Source organism: Streptomyces misionensis, from assembly GCF_007896895.1.
GTDB classification, from domain to species: domain Bacteria; phylum Actinomycetota; class Actinomycetes; order Streptomycetales; family Streptomycetaceae; genus Streptomyces; species Streptomyces misionensis_A.
On sequence record NZ_VOGW01000191.1, the window covers coordinates 50,442 to 65,649 of the forward strand.

Below are 15,208 nucleotides of genomic sequence, written 5' to 3' on the forward strand. Positions count from 1 at the left end.
CCCCGCAGCGGAGCGCGGTGGGCACGAGACGGCGCGAGGGCGGCCGGTAGGCCGCGGGCGCCCGGACCCGGGAAACACGGGACCCGCCGGCTCGCCCGCCCGGAAGGGCGGGGAGACGGCGGGTCCGAGTGCGGTGTTACGCGCGCGCCGGGATCAGCGGGCGTAGTACTCGACGACGAGCTGCTCGTCGCAGATCACCGGGATCTCCTTGCGGTTCGGCTCGCGGTCCAGGCGGAACGCCAGGGCCTTGAGGTTCACCTGGAGGTAGCGCGGGGTCTCGCCGTCCGCGGCGAAGCCACCCTCGCGGGCGATCTGGAAGAGCGTCTTGTCCTTGGAGCGGTCGCGGACCTGCACGACGTCGTCCGGACGGACGCGGAAGGACGGCTTGTCGACCTTCTGGCCGTTGACCTGGATGTGGCCGTGGACGACCATCTGGCGGGCCTGGTAGATCGTGCGGGCGAGACCCGAGCGCAGGACCAGCGCGTCGAGGCGGCGCTCCAGCTCCACGATCAGGGCCTCACCGGTCTTGCCCTGGACCTTGGAGGCACGCTCGTAGGCGCGCACCAGCTGGCGCTCGGAGACGTCGTACTGAGCGCGCAGGCGCTGCTTCTCCAGCAGACGGACCTTGTAGTCCGAGTTCTGCTTGCGGCCGCGGCCGTGCTCACCCGGCGGGTAGGGGCGGGCCTCGAAGTACTTGACGGCCTTCGGGGTCAGCGCGATGCCGAGGGCACGCGACTTCTTGACCTTGGGGCGGGACTGGTTCGCCACTGTCTCAATCTCGTTTCGTAGTGTTCGGCTTGCCAGGGTTTCGGGAGGTCGCATCCGCAGCCGGGAAAACCCGCCGGTCCACGAGGAACCTGCCGGGCAGCCGCTTCCCTGGTCTGGGCACATACGTGCAGCACGCGAGTGGCCCACCGACCGCTCCCGGGCTCCGGGGTGGTGGTGGGCTGCCCGCGACACCGATCGACGGTGCGCGACGCTCCTGGAGGCCGTCCGCGAGGGACGGTACCTCCGGCCCGCTGTCCCGCTCTGACGGCACGGGACTGGGCGCTTCGCAGCAGTCTACAGGCTGCTCAGCTCCGCCTGCGACCGAGGTGCTTGCGGGTCCATTCGACCGCGTCCGCGTACCGCGCCTCGGCGCCGTGCCTTCCCGGTGTGTAGTACTCGCGGTCCTTGAGGGCGTCCGGGGCGTACTGCTGCCGGGCGATGCCCTCGGGCAGGTCGTGCGGGTACACGTACCCCTGGGCGTGGCCGAGCTTGGCGGCGCCCTTGTAGTGGCCGTCGCGCAGATGCGGCGGCACCGCCCCCGCCAGGCCCTTGCGCACGTCCTCCAGAGCGGCGCCTATCGCGGTCGTCGCGGAGTTGGACTTGGGGGCGAGCGCGAGCGCGATGGTGGCGTGGCTGAGGGTCAGGGCCGCCTCGGGGAAGCCGATCATGGCGACGGCCTGGGCGGCGGCGACCGCGATGGGCAGCGCGTTGGGGTCGGCCAGGCCGATGTCCTCGCTGGCGGAGATCATCAGCCGGCGGGCGATGAAGCGGGGGTCCTCGCCGGCCTCGATCATGCGGGCCAGGTAGTGCAGGGCGGCGTCGACGTCGGAGCCGCGGATGGACTTGATGAGGGCGCTGGCGACGTCGTAGTGCTGGTCGCCGTCGCGGTCGTACTTCACCGCCGCCCGGTCGACGGTCTGCTCCAGGGTGGCGAGGGTGATCTCGCCCTCGCCCTGGTCGAGGGCGGCCCCGGCGGCGGCCTCCAGGGCGGTCAGGGCGCGGCGGGCGTCGCCGCCGGCGATGCGCAGCAGGTGTTCCTCGGTGTCCTCGGGGAGGGCGACCGCGCCCTTGAGGCCGCGTTCGTCGGCGAGGGCGCGGCGCAGCAGGCCGCGGACGTCGTCGTCGGTGAGGGGTTCGAGGGTGAGCAGCAGCGAGCGGGACAGCAGCGGGGAGATCACCGAGAAGTAGGGGTTCTCGGTGGTGGCCGCGATCAGGGTCACCCAGCGGTTCTCGACCGCGGGGAGCAGGGAGTCCTGCTGGGCCTTGCTGAAACGGTGGATCTCGTCCAGGAACAGGACGGTCTCGGTGCCGAAGCCGCCGGCGGCGCGGCGGGCGCCGTCGATGACCGCGCGCACCTCCTTGACGCCCGCGGTGATCGCGGACAGCTCCACGAAGCGCTTGTTGGTGGCCCTGGAGACGACGTAGGCGAGGGTGGTCTTGCCGGTGCCGGGCGGGCCCCACAGGATCACCGAGGAGACACCGGCGGGGCCGCCGGAGCCCTCGCCGACCAGGCGGCGCAGGGGCGAGCCGGGCTTGAGCAGGTGCTGCTGGCCCACGACCTCGTCGAGCGTGCGCGGGCGCATGCGCACCGCCAGGGGGCTGGCCGACGGGTCCTTCTCCTGGCGTTCTTCTGCTGCGGCGGTGAAGAGGTCGGGTTCCACCCTGAAACCCTAAGACACGCCGCTGACAAAGCCGCCCGGCCCCGGTCCGGGGCGGGCGGCAGGCGGGCGGTGTGCGGGGGGGGGCTCAGGCCCAGAGCTGGCTGCCCCAGCGGGTGAGGATCAGCATGGCGATGATGCCGCAGTGGGTGACCGGCAGCACCCAGGTGAACTCGCCGAAGAAGGAGCGCAGCCAGCGCGGGGCGGGCAGGAACCCGTTGCGGACGTTGGACGAGGTGACGTACCAGAACATGGTGATCGTGGCGACCCAGGCCAGCGAGCACCACAGGCACAGCGCGTTGATCCGGTACAGGGACTCGAACTGGAGCCAGGTGACGAAGCAGACGCCGAAGAGGGTGCCGAAGTTGAAGGTCAGCCAATACCAGCGCGGGAAGCGGACCCGGGTCAGCAGGCTCATGCCGACGCAGATCACGATGCCGTAGCAGACCAGGCCCAGCATCGGGTTGGGGAAGCCGAAGACGGCGGCCTGCTTGCTCTCCATCACGCTGCCGCAGGAGACCACCGGGTTGACGCTGCACCCGGGGGTGAACGTCTTGCCCGCGACCTTGGCTTCGAGGATCTTGAACTTGTCGAGCGTGATCACCCAGGCCGCCAGCAGCCCGGCCGCGCCGGTGATCACCAGCAGCAGGGCGAAGGCCCGGCTGCCGCCCACCGTGCGGGGCGCGTCGGCCGGGTGGTCGGGACCGGACACCGCGGAGACGTCGTTGACTGTCGTCTTGCTCATCACGCCGATTCCGTCACTTGAGAGTTGGACCATCTTCGGGCACCGGCCATTGTGCCGCACCCCGCTGTGTGTCCACCGTCCGACGGAGACAAGCGGCTCCGCCCGGCGATCACGGACCGTACGGTTCTGGCCGCGGGTCCGGGTCCATCACAGCACACGCGGCCGAAGCTCGCGCCGGGCGATCGGGGACGCGCCCGCGGCCGGCGGCCTCGGCACCGGCTTCCGGGGCGACGAGGCGTCCGGCCTGCTCGGACCCGATGGCGCGGCGGGCGCACCGCGGCGGGGGCACGCCTGGGATCGCGGTCCCGGTCGACGGCGGGGCCTCGCCCCCGGCACGGGCGCGGCGCCGGGCAACCGCACGCGAAGACCCCGTACCGGAAACGCCCGACGGGACGAACCGGCACCCGCCGGGTTGACGCATCTGGCCGGTTCCGTGCACCGGCGCCGGCGGTCCGGGCGGTGGTCCGGGCCGGACGGCGCGGACCGGAAGCAGGGAAAAGGGCGCCGGGTGTTGCTCCCCGGCGCCCTCCTGAGCCTCACCGGCTAGCCCAGCCGGGACTCCAGCTCGGCCACGATCTCGTTGACGCCGATCGCGGTCTGCTCGCCGGACTCCATGTCCTTGAGCTGGACGACGCCCTCGGCGAGGTCGCGCTCACCGGCGACCAGCGCGTACCGCGCGCCCGAGCGGTTGGCGTTCTTCATCGCGCCCTTGAGGCCCTTGCCCCCGTACGAGAAGTCCGCCGCGATGCCGACCTTGCGCAGCTCGGTGATCTTGGCGAACAGCACGCGGCGCGCCTCCTCGCCGAGCGGGACGGCGTAGACGGAGGTGGTGGCGGGCAGATCCAGCCGGATACTCTCCGCCTCCAGCGCGAGGACCGTGCGGTCCACGCCGAGGGCCCAGCCGACCGAGGGCAGTGCGGGGCCGCCGATCATCTCGGACAGGCCGTCGTACCGGCCGCCGCCGCCCACCGCGGACTGCGAGCCGAGGCCGTCGTGCACGAACTCGAAGGTGGTGCGGGTGTAGTAGTCCAGGCCGCGCACCAGCTTCGGGTCGTCCTCGAAGACCACGCCCGCCGCCGTGATCAGGTCGCGCACCTCCTCGTGGTACGCCTTGCAGCCGTCGCACAGGTAGTCGCGCAGCAGCGGGGCACCGGTCAGCTGCGCCTGGACCGACTCGCGCTTGTCGTCCAGGACGCGCAGCGGGTTGATCTCGGCACGCCGGCGCGTGTCCTCGTCCAGGTCCAGGCCGCGCAGGAAGTCCTGGAGCGCCGCCCGGTACACCGGCCGGCACTCCTTGTCGCCCAGGCTGTTGAGCAGGATGCGGAAGTCGCGCAGCCCAAGCGAGCGGTACGCCTGGTCGGCCAGGATGATCAGCTCGGCGTCCAGCGCCGGGTCCTCCGCGCCGATCGCCTCCGCGCCGACCTGGGAGAAGTGGCGGTAACGGCCCTTCTGCGGGCGCTCGTAGCGGTAGTACGAGCCCGAGTACCAGAGCTTCACGGGCAGGTTGCCCGACTTGTGCAGGTTCGCCTCCAGGGCCGCGCGCAGCACGGAGGCCGTGCCCTCGGGGCGCAGGGCGAGCTTGTCGCCGCCCTTGGTCTCGAAGGCGTACATCTCCTTGGTCACGATGTCGGTGGACTCGCCGACGCCGCGCGCGAACAGCTCGACGCTCTCGAAACCGGGGGTCTCGATGTAGCCGTAGCCGGAGTTGCGCAGCGGGGCGGCGATCGCCTCGCGGACCGCCAGGTACGTGGCCGAGTCCGGGGGGATCAGGTCGTAGGTGCCCTTGGGGGCCTTGAACGCGCTCACGGAAGCTCTCTCGTCACATTCCTCGTCGGGGAGCCGGGGAGGCTCCCTGGCCGGCGGCCACGTCCCGCAGATAGGGGTTGGTGGCGCGCTCGCGGCCGATGGTCGTCTGGGGGCCGTGGCCGGACAGGACCACGGTGGAGTCGTCGAGCGGCAGGCACACACGCCCCAGCGACTCCAGCATGTCCGTCATGGACCCGCCCGGCAGGTCGGTGCGTCCGATGGAGCCGGCGAACAGCAGATCCCCGGAGAAGAACACCGACGGCACGTCGGCGCTCTCGGGCATCCGGAAGGTCACCGACCCCTTGGTATGGCCCGGCGCGTGCGCGACGGAGAACTCCAGCCCGGCCAGCTCCAGCTTCGCGCCGTCGGCCAGCTCCCTGACGTCCTCCGGCTCGCCCACGGTCAGCTCCCCCATCAGCGGCATCCCGATGGAGCGGCCGAGCGCCTTCTCGGGGTCGCTCATCATGTACCGGTCCGAGGGGTGGATCCAGGCGGGCACGTCATGGGCGCCGCACACCGGGACGACCGAGGCCACGTGGTCGATGTGGCCATGGGTGAGGACGACGGCGACGGGCTTGAGCCGATGCTTCTTCAGTGCGTCCTCGACTCCTTCGGTGGCCTGGTGGCCCGGGTCGATGATCACGCACTCCTCACCGGCGGCGGGGGCGACGAGGTAGCAGTTCGTCCCCCAGGCCCCGGCGGGGAACCCGGCAATGAGCACGATCGTCCTTCGTTTTCGTCGGTGACAGTCGGCGACTGGGCGGCTTCGGCCGCACTCAGAGCCTACCGGCGCTGCCGTTTCCTCAGCGAACCCATATACGGTACGGGGCTACACGCAGTGGTCGGCCCACGAGGACGCACGCGTACCGCTCGACACACGACACGCATGAGGAGAGAACCCGGTGGTCAGCCAGGAGCAGCGGCGGCGTCAGCTCGCCCGGGAGAAGTTCTTGCGGCAGCAGCAGCGGCGCACCGAGGCGCGGCGCAAGGCCCGCGTGCGCAACTCCGCGATCGCGTCGGTACTGGGCGTGATCGTGATCGGCGCGGTGGCGCTGTACACGACCCATGTGCTGGGGGACGGCGACAAGAAGACCGACGCCGGCGCCAAGACCACGCCGAGTGCGTCCGCCTCTCCCAGCAAGGCCCCGGACCCGTGCCGGAAGCCGGCGGCCGGCTCGGTGAAGAAGCTCAGCTGGAAGAAGGAGCCGGCGATGTCGATCGACACGTCGGCGAAGTACACGCTGGACCTGGCGACGACGTGCGGTGACATCCCCATCGCGCTGAAGACGTCGGCGGCCCCGCACACGGTCAACTCCTTCGACTTCCTCGCGGGCAAGGGCTACTTCGACCACACCAAGTGCCACCGGCTGACCACGCAGGGCATCTACGTGCTCCAGTGCGGCGATCCGCAGGGCACCGGCATGGGCGGTCCCGGCTACACGCTGCCGGACGAGAACCTGAAGGACGCCGGCCTGAAGAAGAACACCTACCCGGCGGGCACGGTGGCGATGGCCAACACCGGCCAGAAGCACACCGGCGGCAGCCAGTTCTTCCTGGTGTACAAGGACAGTCCGCTGCCGCCGCAGTACACGCCGTTCGGCACGATCGACGCGGCCGGCCTGAAGGTGCTGGACAAGATCGCCAAGGCGGGCGAGAGCACCGGCCAGGGCGACGGGGCCCCGAACGCGACCGTCGTGATCAACAAGGCGACCGTCACCAAGTCCTGAGGACGACGAGGCTGCCGGCGGAATTCGCTCGCGCTGGATGCGGACAGGGAACCCGCTGGTCGCCTATGTTGGCCGTGACGAAACTGTGGTCGATGCCCGGGGGCGCTGAGGCACCCCGCAGGCATCATGTGGAGGAGGCGCTGTGAGCAGCGACCCGTGGGGCCGCGTCGACGAGACGGGGACCGTGTACGTGCGTACGGCCGACGGCGAGCAGGTCGTCGGATCCTGGGCGGCCGGCTCCCCTGAGGAGGCGCTGGCCTACTTCGAGCGCAAGTACGAGGGCCTGGTTGTCGAGATCGGCCTCCTCGAGAAGCGAGTGCGCACCACCGATCTGTCGGCGAAGGACGCCCAGGCCGCCATCGGTCATCTGCGCGAGCAGGTGGACGCGCACCACGCGGTCGGCGACCTGGACGCGCTGCGCGGCCGGCTGGACAAGCTCGTGGAGACGGTCGAGGCCCGCCGTGAGGAGCGCAAGGCCCAGCGGGCCAAGCAGTCCGACGAGGCCCGCAAGGCCAAGGAGGACCTGGTCGCCGAGGCCGAGCAGCTGGCGCAGTCCGACCAGTGGCGGGCCGCGGGTGAGCGGCTGCGGGCGCTGGTGGACACCTGGAAGGGGCTGCCGCGGCTGGACCGCAAGTCCGACGACGAGCTGTGGCACCGCTTCTCGCACGCCCGGTCGGCGTTCTCCAAGCGCCGCAAGGCGCACTTCGCGCAGTTGGACGCGCAGCGCGAGGAGGCCCGCCGGACCAAGGAACGGCTGGTCGCCGAGGCCGAGGCGCTGTCCGGTTCCACGGACTGGGGTCCGACGGCGGCCCGTTACCGCGAGCTGATGGCGGAGTGGAAGGCCGCGGGCCGCGCCCAGCGCGAGCACGAGGACGACCTGTGGAACCGCTTCCGCGGCGCCCAGGACGTCTTCTTCGCCGCGCGCAGCTCGGTGTTCGCGGAGCGGGACGCGGAGCAGGCGGAGAACCTGAAGCTGAAGGAGGAGCTGGCCGAGGAGGCCGAGAAGCTCCTGCCGATCGGCGAACTCAAGGCCGCGCGCGCCGCCTTCCGTTCGATCAACGAGCGGTGGGAGGCCATCGGTCACGTCCCGCGGGACGCGCGGCCGAAGGTCGAGGGACGGATGCACGCGGTCGAGCGGGCGCTCCAGGAGGCCGAGGAGGCCGAGTGGCGCCGGACGAACCCGGAGGCGCGGGCGCGCGCCGAGGGGCTGACCGGTCAGCTCCAGGCCGCCGTGGACAAGCTGCGGGCGCAGATCGAGCAGGCTCGCGCCCAGGGCAACAACGCCAGGGCCGACAAGCTGGAGAAGGAGCTGGAGGGCCGCCAGGCACTGCTGGACCAGGCTCTGAAGGGCCTCCAGGAGTTCGGCGGCTGATCCCCCACTGCCGATGTGAGAGGGCCCCGTACGCGCGTACGGGGCCCTTTTCGCTGTCCGGGGCGGCGGTTACGAGCGGCTGCGGCCCGAGGTCACGCGGTAGACGTCGTACACGCCCTCCACACCCCGGACGGCCTTCAGGACGTGGCCGAGGTGCTTGGGGTCGCCCATCTCGAAGGTGAAGCGCGAGGTGGCCACGCGGTCGCGCGAGGTCTGCACGGCGGCCGACAGGATGTTGACGTGCTGGTCGGACAGGACGCGGGTGACGTCCGACAGCAGCCGGGAGCGGTCCAGGGCCTCGACCTGGATGGCGACCAGGAAGACCGAGGACTGGGTGGGCGCCCACTCGACGTCGAGGATGCGCTCCGGCTCCCGGGACAGCGAGTCCACGTTGACGCAGTCGTTGCGGTGCACGGAGACGCCGCTGCCGCGGGTGACGAAGCCGATGACGGGGTCGCCGGGCACGGGCGTGCAGCAGCGGGCCAGCTTGACCCACACGTCCTCGACGCCCTTGACCACGACGCCGGGGTCGGCACTGGAGCGGCGCTTGCGGCCGCGGCCGCGGGACGGCGGGACCGACTCGTCGATCTCCTCGGTGGCCGCCTCCTCGCCGCCGAGTGCCTGCACCAGCTTCTGCACGATGTTCTGCGCGGAGACATGGCCCTCGCCTATCGCCGCGTAGAGCGCGGAGATGTCCGAGTAGCGCATCTCGTGGGCGAGGGTGATCAGGGAGTCGCCGTTGAGGATGCGCTGGATCGGCAGGTTCTGCTTGCGCATGGCCCGCACGATGGCGTCCTTGCCCTGCTCGATCGCCTCGTCCCGGCGCTCCTTGGAGAACCAGGCGCGGATCTTGTTGCGGGCGCGCGGTGACTTGACGAAGCCGAGCCAGTCGCGCGAGGGTCCGGCGCCGGCCGCCTTGGAGGTGAAGACCTCCACCAAGTCGCCGTTGTCCAGGGTGGATTCGAGCGGTACGAGCCTGCCGTTGACCCGCGCTCCTATGGTGCGGTGGCCGACCTCGGTGTGCACGGCGTAGGCGAAGTCGACGGGGGTGGCGCCGGCCGGGAGCGCTATGACGTCGCCCTTGGGCGTGAAGACGAAGACCTCGTTGCGGGACAGGTCGAAGCGCAGGGACTCCAGGAACTCGCCCGGGTCCTCGGTCTCCTTCTGCCAGTCGAGCAACTGCCGCAGCCACGCCATGTCGTTGATGGCGTCCTTGTCCTTCGCGGACGTCCTGGGCGCGTCGGTGCGGACCTTGGAGGCGCCGGCGACGGCCTCCTGCTTGTACTTCCAGTGCGCCGCGATGCCGTACTCGGCCCGGCGGTGCATGTCGAAGGTGCGGATCTGGAGTTCGACCGGCTTGCCGTTGGGACCGATCACCGTGGTGTGCAGCGACTGGTACATGTTGAACTTGGGCATCGCGATGTAGTCCTTGAACCGGCCGGGGACCGGGTTCCATCGCGCGTGCACGGTGCCGAGGGCGGCGTAGCAGTCGCGGACGGTGTCGACCAGGACGCGGATGCCCACCAGGTCGTAGATCTCCGCGAAGTCACGGCCGCGGACGATCATCTTCTGGTAGACGCTGTAGTAGTGCTTCGGGCGGCCGGTGACGGTCGCCTTGATGCGGGCGGCGCGCAGGTCGGCCTGGACCTCGTCGGTCACTATGGCCAGGTACTCGTCGCGCTTGGGCGCGCGTTCGGCCACCAGCCGGACGATCTCGTCGTACATCTTGGGGTAGAGGATCGCGAAGGCGAGGTCCTCCAGCTCCCACTTGATGGTGTTCATGCCCAGGCGGTGGGCGAGCGGCGCGTAGATCTCCAGGGTCTCGCGCGCCTTCTTCTCCTGCTTCTCCCGCTTGAGGTAGCGCATGGTGCGCATGTTGTGCAGGCGGTCGGCGAGCTTGATGACCAGGACGCGGGGGTCCTTGGCCATGGCGACGACCATCTTGCGCACGGTCTCGGCCTGCGCGGCCTCGCCGAACTTGACCTTGTCCAGCTTGGTGACGCCGTCGACGAGCAGGGCGACCACGTCGCCGAAGTCACGGCGCAGGTCCTCCAGGCCGTACTCGGTGTCCTCGACCGTGTCGTGCAGCAGCCCGGCCATCAGCGTGGCCGGATCCATGCCCAGCTCGGCGAGGATGGTGGTGACCGCGAGCGGGTGGGTGATGTACGGGTCGCCGCTCTTGCGCTTCTGGCCGCGGTGCCAGCGCTCGGCGACCTGGTAGGCGCGCTCGATCTGGCGCAGGGTGGAGTTCTCGATCTTGGGATCGTTGCTGCGCACTATCCGCAGCAGGGGCTCCAGGACCGGGTTGTACGGGTTGGCGCGCTGGACGCCGAGGCGGGCCAGGCGGGCGCGGACGCGGTTGGAGGAGCCGGTGCGGCCGGGCTGCACGGCGGGCGGGCGCACCACCGGGGGCTGGACCGGGCGTTCGGCGGGAGCCGGTTTGGGACGCGCGGACTCGGCGGACTTCTCGACGGGAGCGGACGGGGCGTGCTCTACCGCCCCGCGGGTGTCGTTCTTCGCGGAAGACACGTTCGGCGCGGGTTTCGCCGCGGGCGCCGAGGCGGGCTCGGGCTTGGCGGCGGTCAGTGGCTGGGCCTCGTCTGGCAAGAGGGCTCCTCGTGCACGTTCCGGGTCCCCCGGTCAGGCTCCGGAGACCCCATGGTAGCGATCCCGCGCCCGCACATCGCCTGCGGCGACCGGTGAGGACCGTCTACCCCTGCAACGCCTGGGGTGCACGTGCCATTCCGGCAGGTGGACAGGAGGTGTCCGCGCGGTGTCCGGCGCAACGCCGTGCGAACGCGCGACGGCCGCCCCGGCGGGGTGCCGGGGCGGCCGTACGACGGGTGGGCTGGGCCCGGTCAGACCTGGAGGAGGGCCTCCAGGGGCGCTCCGGCGAGGGCCGGTTCCAGACGGGCGCGGGCACCGAGGAAGCCCAGCTCCATCAGGACGGCGAGGCCGCAGACCTCGGCGCCGGCGCGCTGGATGAGGTGGATCGCCGCCTCCGCGGTGCCCCCGGTGGCCAGCACGTCGTCCACGATCAGGACGCGGTCGCCGGAGGTCAGGTCCTCGGCGTGCACCTCGATCTCGGCCGAGCCGTACTCCAGGTCGTAGGCCTGGCGCAGGGTGGCGCCGGGCAGCTTGCCGGCCTTGCGGACCGGGATGAAGCCCAGGCCGGCGCGGAGCGAGACGGGGGCGCCGAGGATGAAGCCCCGGGCCTCCAGTCCGACGACCTTGGTGGCGCCGGTGCTCTCGGCGATGGCGGCGAGCGCGTCGGTGAGGGCGGTGAAGGCGGCCGGGTCCGCCAGGAGCGGGGTGATGTCCTTGAACATCACCCCCGGCTCCGGGTAGTCGGCCACGTCACGGATGCGGCTGAGCAGCAGCTCCTGGATGTCGGTCATCGGCGCTTCCCCGCCTGTCGGCCGCGGCCGCGGCCGCGGGCGGGCTGGTTGCGCGGGCCGACCACGGCGGGCGCGGCGTCCTCGGGGTCGGCGTCCGCGGTGCCCGCGAGCCCTTCCTCCGCGGCGGCCTGGGCCCGCTTGGCCATGACCCGCTTGGTGAGCGTCCGCAGCGCGGGCTCGCGCTCCTTGAGGTCGGCGACCAGCGGGGTCGCGATGAAGATCGAGGAGTACGCGCCGGCCGCGAGGCCGACGAACAGCGACAGCGAGATGTCGTTCAGATCGCCGGCGCCGAGGAAGCCGCCGCCGATGAAGAGCAGACCGGCGACCGGCAGCAGGGCGACGACCGTGGTGTTGATGGAGCGGACCAGGGTGCCGTTGATCGACCGGTTGGCGATCTCGCTGTAGGTGAAGCGGGTCTGCTTGGTGATGTCCTTGGTCTGCTCCTTGAGGCTGTCGAAGACGACGACCGTGTCGTAGAGCGAGTAACCGAGGATGGTCAGCAGACCGATGATGGTGCCGGGCGACACCTCGAAGCCGACCAGGGCGTAGATGCCGGTCGTGATGGTGATGTCGTGGATCAGCGCGACCAGGGCCGCGACGGCCATGCGCCACTCGAAGGCGATGGCCAGGTAGATCACCACGAGGACCATGAAGATCGCCAGGCCCTCCCAGGCCTTGTTGGCGATCTGCTGGCCCCAGCTCGGACCGACCAGGTCGGCGGCGAGCTTCTCGGGGTTGATCTTCAGATCCTTGGCCAGGGTCTGCTTGACCTCGTCCGACTTGGCCGTGTCGAGGCCGGCGACCTGGATGCGCAGGCTGCCGTTGCCGAGCTTCTGCACGACGGCCTCGTGACCGGAGGCGTCCTTGGCGTACTCCTCCGCCTGGGCCACCGACGTGCTCATGCTGGTCGGCGTGGTGAAGACGGCGCCGCCCTGGAAGTCGATGCTCATGTTCAGGCCGCGCACCGCCAGGCCGAGGATGGCCGTGATGGTGATCAGGATGGAGACGCCGTACCAGATCTTGCGCTTGCCGATGAAGTCGTAGCTGATCTCGCCGCGGTGCAGCTTGGCGCCGATGTTGCCGAGTTTCGACATCGCTCACGCCTCCTTCGGGTCGACAGGGCCGGCGGCGGGACCGGCGGTACGGCGAGTGCGGCGCAGCGGCGGCTTGACGCCGAGGCTCTTCGGGTCGAGGCCGGACCACTTGTGGCCGTTCGCGAAGAACCTGCGGCGGGCGAGCAGCGTCATCAGCGGCTTGGTGAACAGGAAGACGACGACCACGTCGAGCAGGGTGGTCAGACCCAGCGTGAACGCGAAGCCCTGGACCTTGCCGACCGTCACGATGAACAGGACGGCGGCGGCGAGGAACGACACGAAGTCGGAGACCAGGACGGTGCGCCGGGCGCGCGGCCAGGCCCGCTCGACGGCGGGGCGCAGCGAGCGGCCCTCGCGGATCTCGTCCCGGATGCGTTCGAAGTACACGATGAACGAGTCGGCGGTGATGCCGATGGCGACGATGGCACCGCAGACGGCCGGCAGGTTCAGCGCGAAGCCGATGGTCGGGCCGAGCAGCGACATGATCACGTAGGTGAGGATCGCGGAGACCACCAGGGACGCCATGGCGACCAGCGACAGACCGCGGTAGTAGATCACCAGGTAGAGCACGACCAGGGCGAGGCCGATGGCGCCGGCGAGCAGACCGGCGTGCAGCTGCTGGCCGCCGAGCGCGGCGGTCACGGTGGTGACGGACTGCTCCTGGAAGGAGAGCGGCAGGGCGCCGTAGGACAGCATGTTGGCGAGGCTCTGCGCGTCCTGCTGCGTGAAGCTGCCGGAGATCTCGGCCTGGCCGCCGGTGATGGCCAGGCTGACGTACGGGCTGGAGACGACCTCACCGTCGAGGACGATGCCGAACTCGTTCTGCGGGGCCTGGTTCTTGGCCAGCTCGCCGGTGATGTCGGCGAACTTCTTGGCGCCCGTGGAGTTGAAGGTCATCTGGACCTGCCAGCCGGAGGCGCCCTGGGTGTCGAAGACCGCCTGGGCCTTCTTCACCTCGGTGCCGTCCACGGCGGCGGGGCCGAGCAGGTACTTGTAGTAGTTCTTGCCGACCTTGCCGCAGGCGACGGTGGGGGCGCCGGGCTTGGCGTTGTTGCCGGCCTTGGCGCGGTCGTCGGGCTTGGTGCAGTCCAGGGCGGAGTACTGGGCCTGGAGCTTGGCGGTGTCCGTGCCGCCGGCCGAGGCCGAGGGCGACGGGGAGGCCTTGGACGAGGAGCCGCCGGTGGGGGTGGCGCTCGGCGAGGGGGTGGAACCGGCCTTCAGCGCGTCGGTGACGGCGCGGCCCTGGGTGGTCGCGGAGGCCGTCGGGGACGTGGAGGACGACGAGGAGGCCTTCTGCCCGGTGGAGGCGCTCGCGGAGGGGCTGGAGCCCGGCTTGGGCGAGGAGCCCGCGGTCGGGGAACCGCTCGGGGAGCCGCTCGGCGAGGGGCTGGCCGCGGCACCGCTGGGCTCACTCGCCAGGACGGGGCGGAAGTAGAGCTTGGCGGTGGTGCCGACCTGCTGCTGGGCCTCCTTGGAGTTGGTGCCCCGCGGGATGTTGACGATGATGTTGTCGTTTCCCTGGGTCTGCACCTCCGCCTCGGAGACGCCGAGACCGTTGACACGGCGGTTCATGATGTCGACCGCGGTGTCCATGTTGGCCTTGTTGATCGCGGACCCCTGGTCGGCCTTCGCCTTGAGCGTGATGCTCGTACCGCCGGCGAGGTCGATGCCGAGACGCGGAGTGGTGTGCCCGGAGGCGAACATCCCTCCGGTGAGCGCCACGATGGCGATCAGGATGAGGGCCAGCGAGCGCCCTGGTTTGCTCTGGGCGCTCGCGCTCCGGCCCTTCTTAGGTGCTGCCACCTTCTCGTACTCCCTCTCGAGCCGCTCGGCGTCCGGTCGGCGCTCGGCGGCCATGACATGGTGTCGGGCTCCCCGTACGGGAAACAGACGCGCCCGGTGGTGCGCGGGGCGTGATTATGCCGCCTCGCGCACCACCGGGGCATGACTACTTCACGTCGGAGTCGCCGTCGGTCTTCTTCGGCTGGTCCTCCGTCCGGGCCTCGGCGGCCTCGGACGCGTCGGCGGCGTCTTCGTCGGCGTCCTTCTTACCGAGGTCGATCTTGTCGTCGGAGGCGGCGGCAGCGGCGGCAGGTCCGTCGGTCTCGTCGGTCTCGGTGAGGGAGGAGGCGTCGTCCGGGACGATGTCGGCGTCGGACTTCAGGTCGTGCTCGATGCCGTGCACGATGCGGTTGTACTCGTCGTCGCTGAGGACGGCGCCGATCGCGTTCTTCGCGAAGAGGAGGTCGACGCCGGGGCCGGCGTCCAGGAGGACGGTGTCCTCGTTGATCTCCTTGACCGTCGCGTACATTCCCCCGATCGTGCGGACACCGGAGCCGGGCTGCAATTCGTTGCGCATCTGCGCGGCCTGCTGCTGCTTCTTCTTGGCAGAGCGCGTCATCAGGAACATGGCCGCGATGAGCACGATGAACGGGAGAAGGGTATACGGATTCACGGGACGGATTTCCTTCGCGCGACCGCGACGGAGAGCGGCCTTTTATCGGGATGGGGGTGTGGTCGGCGCCACCTGTACAGGCGGCATCGGCGGAGTCTAAGCGAGTCCGCGCACATGGAACAACGCTCAGCATGGCACCTGGGTTCCTGCCCGTGCCAATGCCCGGCCCGCCGGGAGCCCGCTGC

The 15,208-nt window shown here is 70.7% G+C and carries 12 protein-coding genes; 2 read left to right on the forward strand and 10 right to left on the reverse strand.

The window, feature by feature from the left end; genetic code table 11:
• Window positions 1-153 precede the first annotated feature (153 nt).
• The 5 genes from rpsD to FRZ03_RS34755 form a co-directional block, all read right to left on the reverse strand.
• Window positions 154-768: a 30S ribosomal protein S4 gene (rpsD, locus tag FRZ03_RS34735; RefSeq protein ID WP_146469036.1), complete on the reverse strand. Its 615-nt coding sequence runs from the start codon at window positions 766-768 to the stop codon at window positions 154-156.
• Between the two features lie 305 nt (window positions 769-1,073).
• The gene (locus tag FRZ03_RS34740) at window positions 1,074-2,429 is read right to left on the reverse strand and encodes a replication-associated recombination protein A (protein WP_146469037.1); all 1,356 of its coding nucleotides are present in this window, start codon (window positions 2,427-2,429) and stop codon (window positions 1,074-1,076) included.
• Between the two features lie 85 nt (window positions 2,430-2,514).
• Window positions 2,515-3,171, reverse strand: a complete 657-nt coding sequence (locus FRZ03_RS34745) for a vitamin K epoxide reductase family protein (protein ID WP_146469038.1) — start codon at window positions 3,169-3,171, stop codon at window positions 2,515-2,517.
• Window positions 3,172-3,714: 543 nt separating this feature from the next.
• A complete protein-coding gene (gene hisS / locus FRZ03_RS34750) occupies window positions 3,715-4,977 on the reverse strand; it encodes a histidine--tRNA ligase (protein WP_146469039.1) in 1,263 nt (420 codons plus the stop codon).
• A gap of 13 nt (window positions 4,978-4,990) precedes the next feature.
• Window positions 4,991-5,698, reverse strand: coding sequence for an MBL fold metallo-hydrolase (locus FRZ03_RS34755; protein WP_146469040.1), 708 nt, complete (start codon window positions 5,696-5,698; stop codon window positions 4,991-4,993).
• A gap of 181 nt (window positions 5,699-5,879) precedes the next feature.
• On the opposite strand from FRZ03_RS34755, the gene FRZ03_RS34760 reads away from it, so the two are divergent.
• Both FRZ03_RS34760 and FRZ03_RS34765 read left to right on the forward strand, forming a co-directional pair.
• Window positions 5,880-6,704, forward strand: coding sequence for a peptidylprolyl isomerase (locus FRZ03_RS34760; RefSeq protein ID WP_146469041.1), 825 nt, complete (start codon window positions 5,880-5,882; stop codon window positions 6,702-6,704).
• Window positions 6,705-6,846: 142 nt separating this feature from the next.
• Complete coding sequence (locus FRZ03_RS34765) at window positions 6,847-8,076, forward strand: DUF349 domain-containing protein (RefSeq protein WP_146469042.1); 1,230 nt, start codon at window positions 6,847-6,849, stop codon at window positions 8,074-8,076.
• 69 nt (window positions 8,077-8,145) lie between these two features.
• Here FRZ03_RS34765 and relA read toward each other — a convergent pair whose 3' ends face one another.
• The 5 genes from relA to yajC all read right to left on the reverse strand — a co-directional run bounded on the left by relA (window position 8,146) and on the right by yajC (window position 15,023).
• Window positions 8,146-10,683, reverse strand: coding sequence for a GTP pyrophosphokinase (relA, locus tag FRZ03_RS34770; protein WP_146469043.1), 2,538 nt, complete (start codon window positions 10,681-10,683; stop codon window positions 8,146-8,148).
• Between the two features lie 251 nt (window positions 10,684-10,934).
• On the reverse strand, window positions 10,935-11,474 hold the full coding sequence (locus FRZ03_RS34780; RefSeq protein ID WP_146469045.1) for an adenine phosphoribosyltransferase: 540 nt from the start codon (window positions 11,472-11,474) through the stop codon (window positions 10,935-10,937).
• Window positions 11,471-12,568 carry a protein translocase subunit SecF gene (gene secF / locus FRZ03_RS34785; protein WP_146469046.1) on the reverse strand — a complete coding sequence of 366 codons (1,098 nt, stop codon included), beginning with the start codon at window positions 12,566-12,568 and terminating at the stop codon, window positions 11,471-11,473. The genes FRZ03_RS34780 and secF overlap by 4 nt, the downstream gene beginning before the upstream one ends.
• 3 nt (window positions 12,569-12,571) lie before the next feature.
• The gene (gene secD / locus FRZ03_RS34790) at window positions 12,572-14,371 is read right to left on the reverse strand and encodes a protein translocase subunit SecD (protein ID WP_186785789.1); all 1,800 of its coding nucleotides are present in this window, start codon (window positions 14,369-14,371) and stop codon (window positions 12,572-12,574) included.
• A gap of 145 nt (window positions 14,372-14,516) precedes the next feature.
• Window positions 14,517-15,023, reverse strand: a complete 507-nt coding sequence (gene yajC, locus FRZ03_RS34800; RefSeq protein ID WP_146469049.1) for a preprotein translocase subunit YajC — start codon at window positions 15,021-15,023, stop codon at window positions 14,517-14,519.
• Window positions 15,024-15,208: the final 185 nt, after the last annotated feature.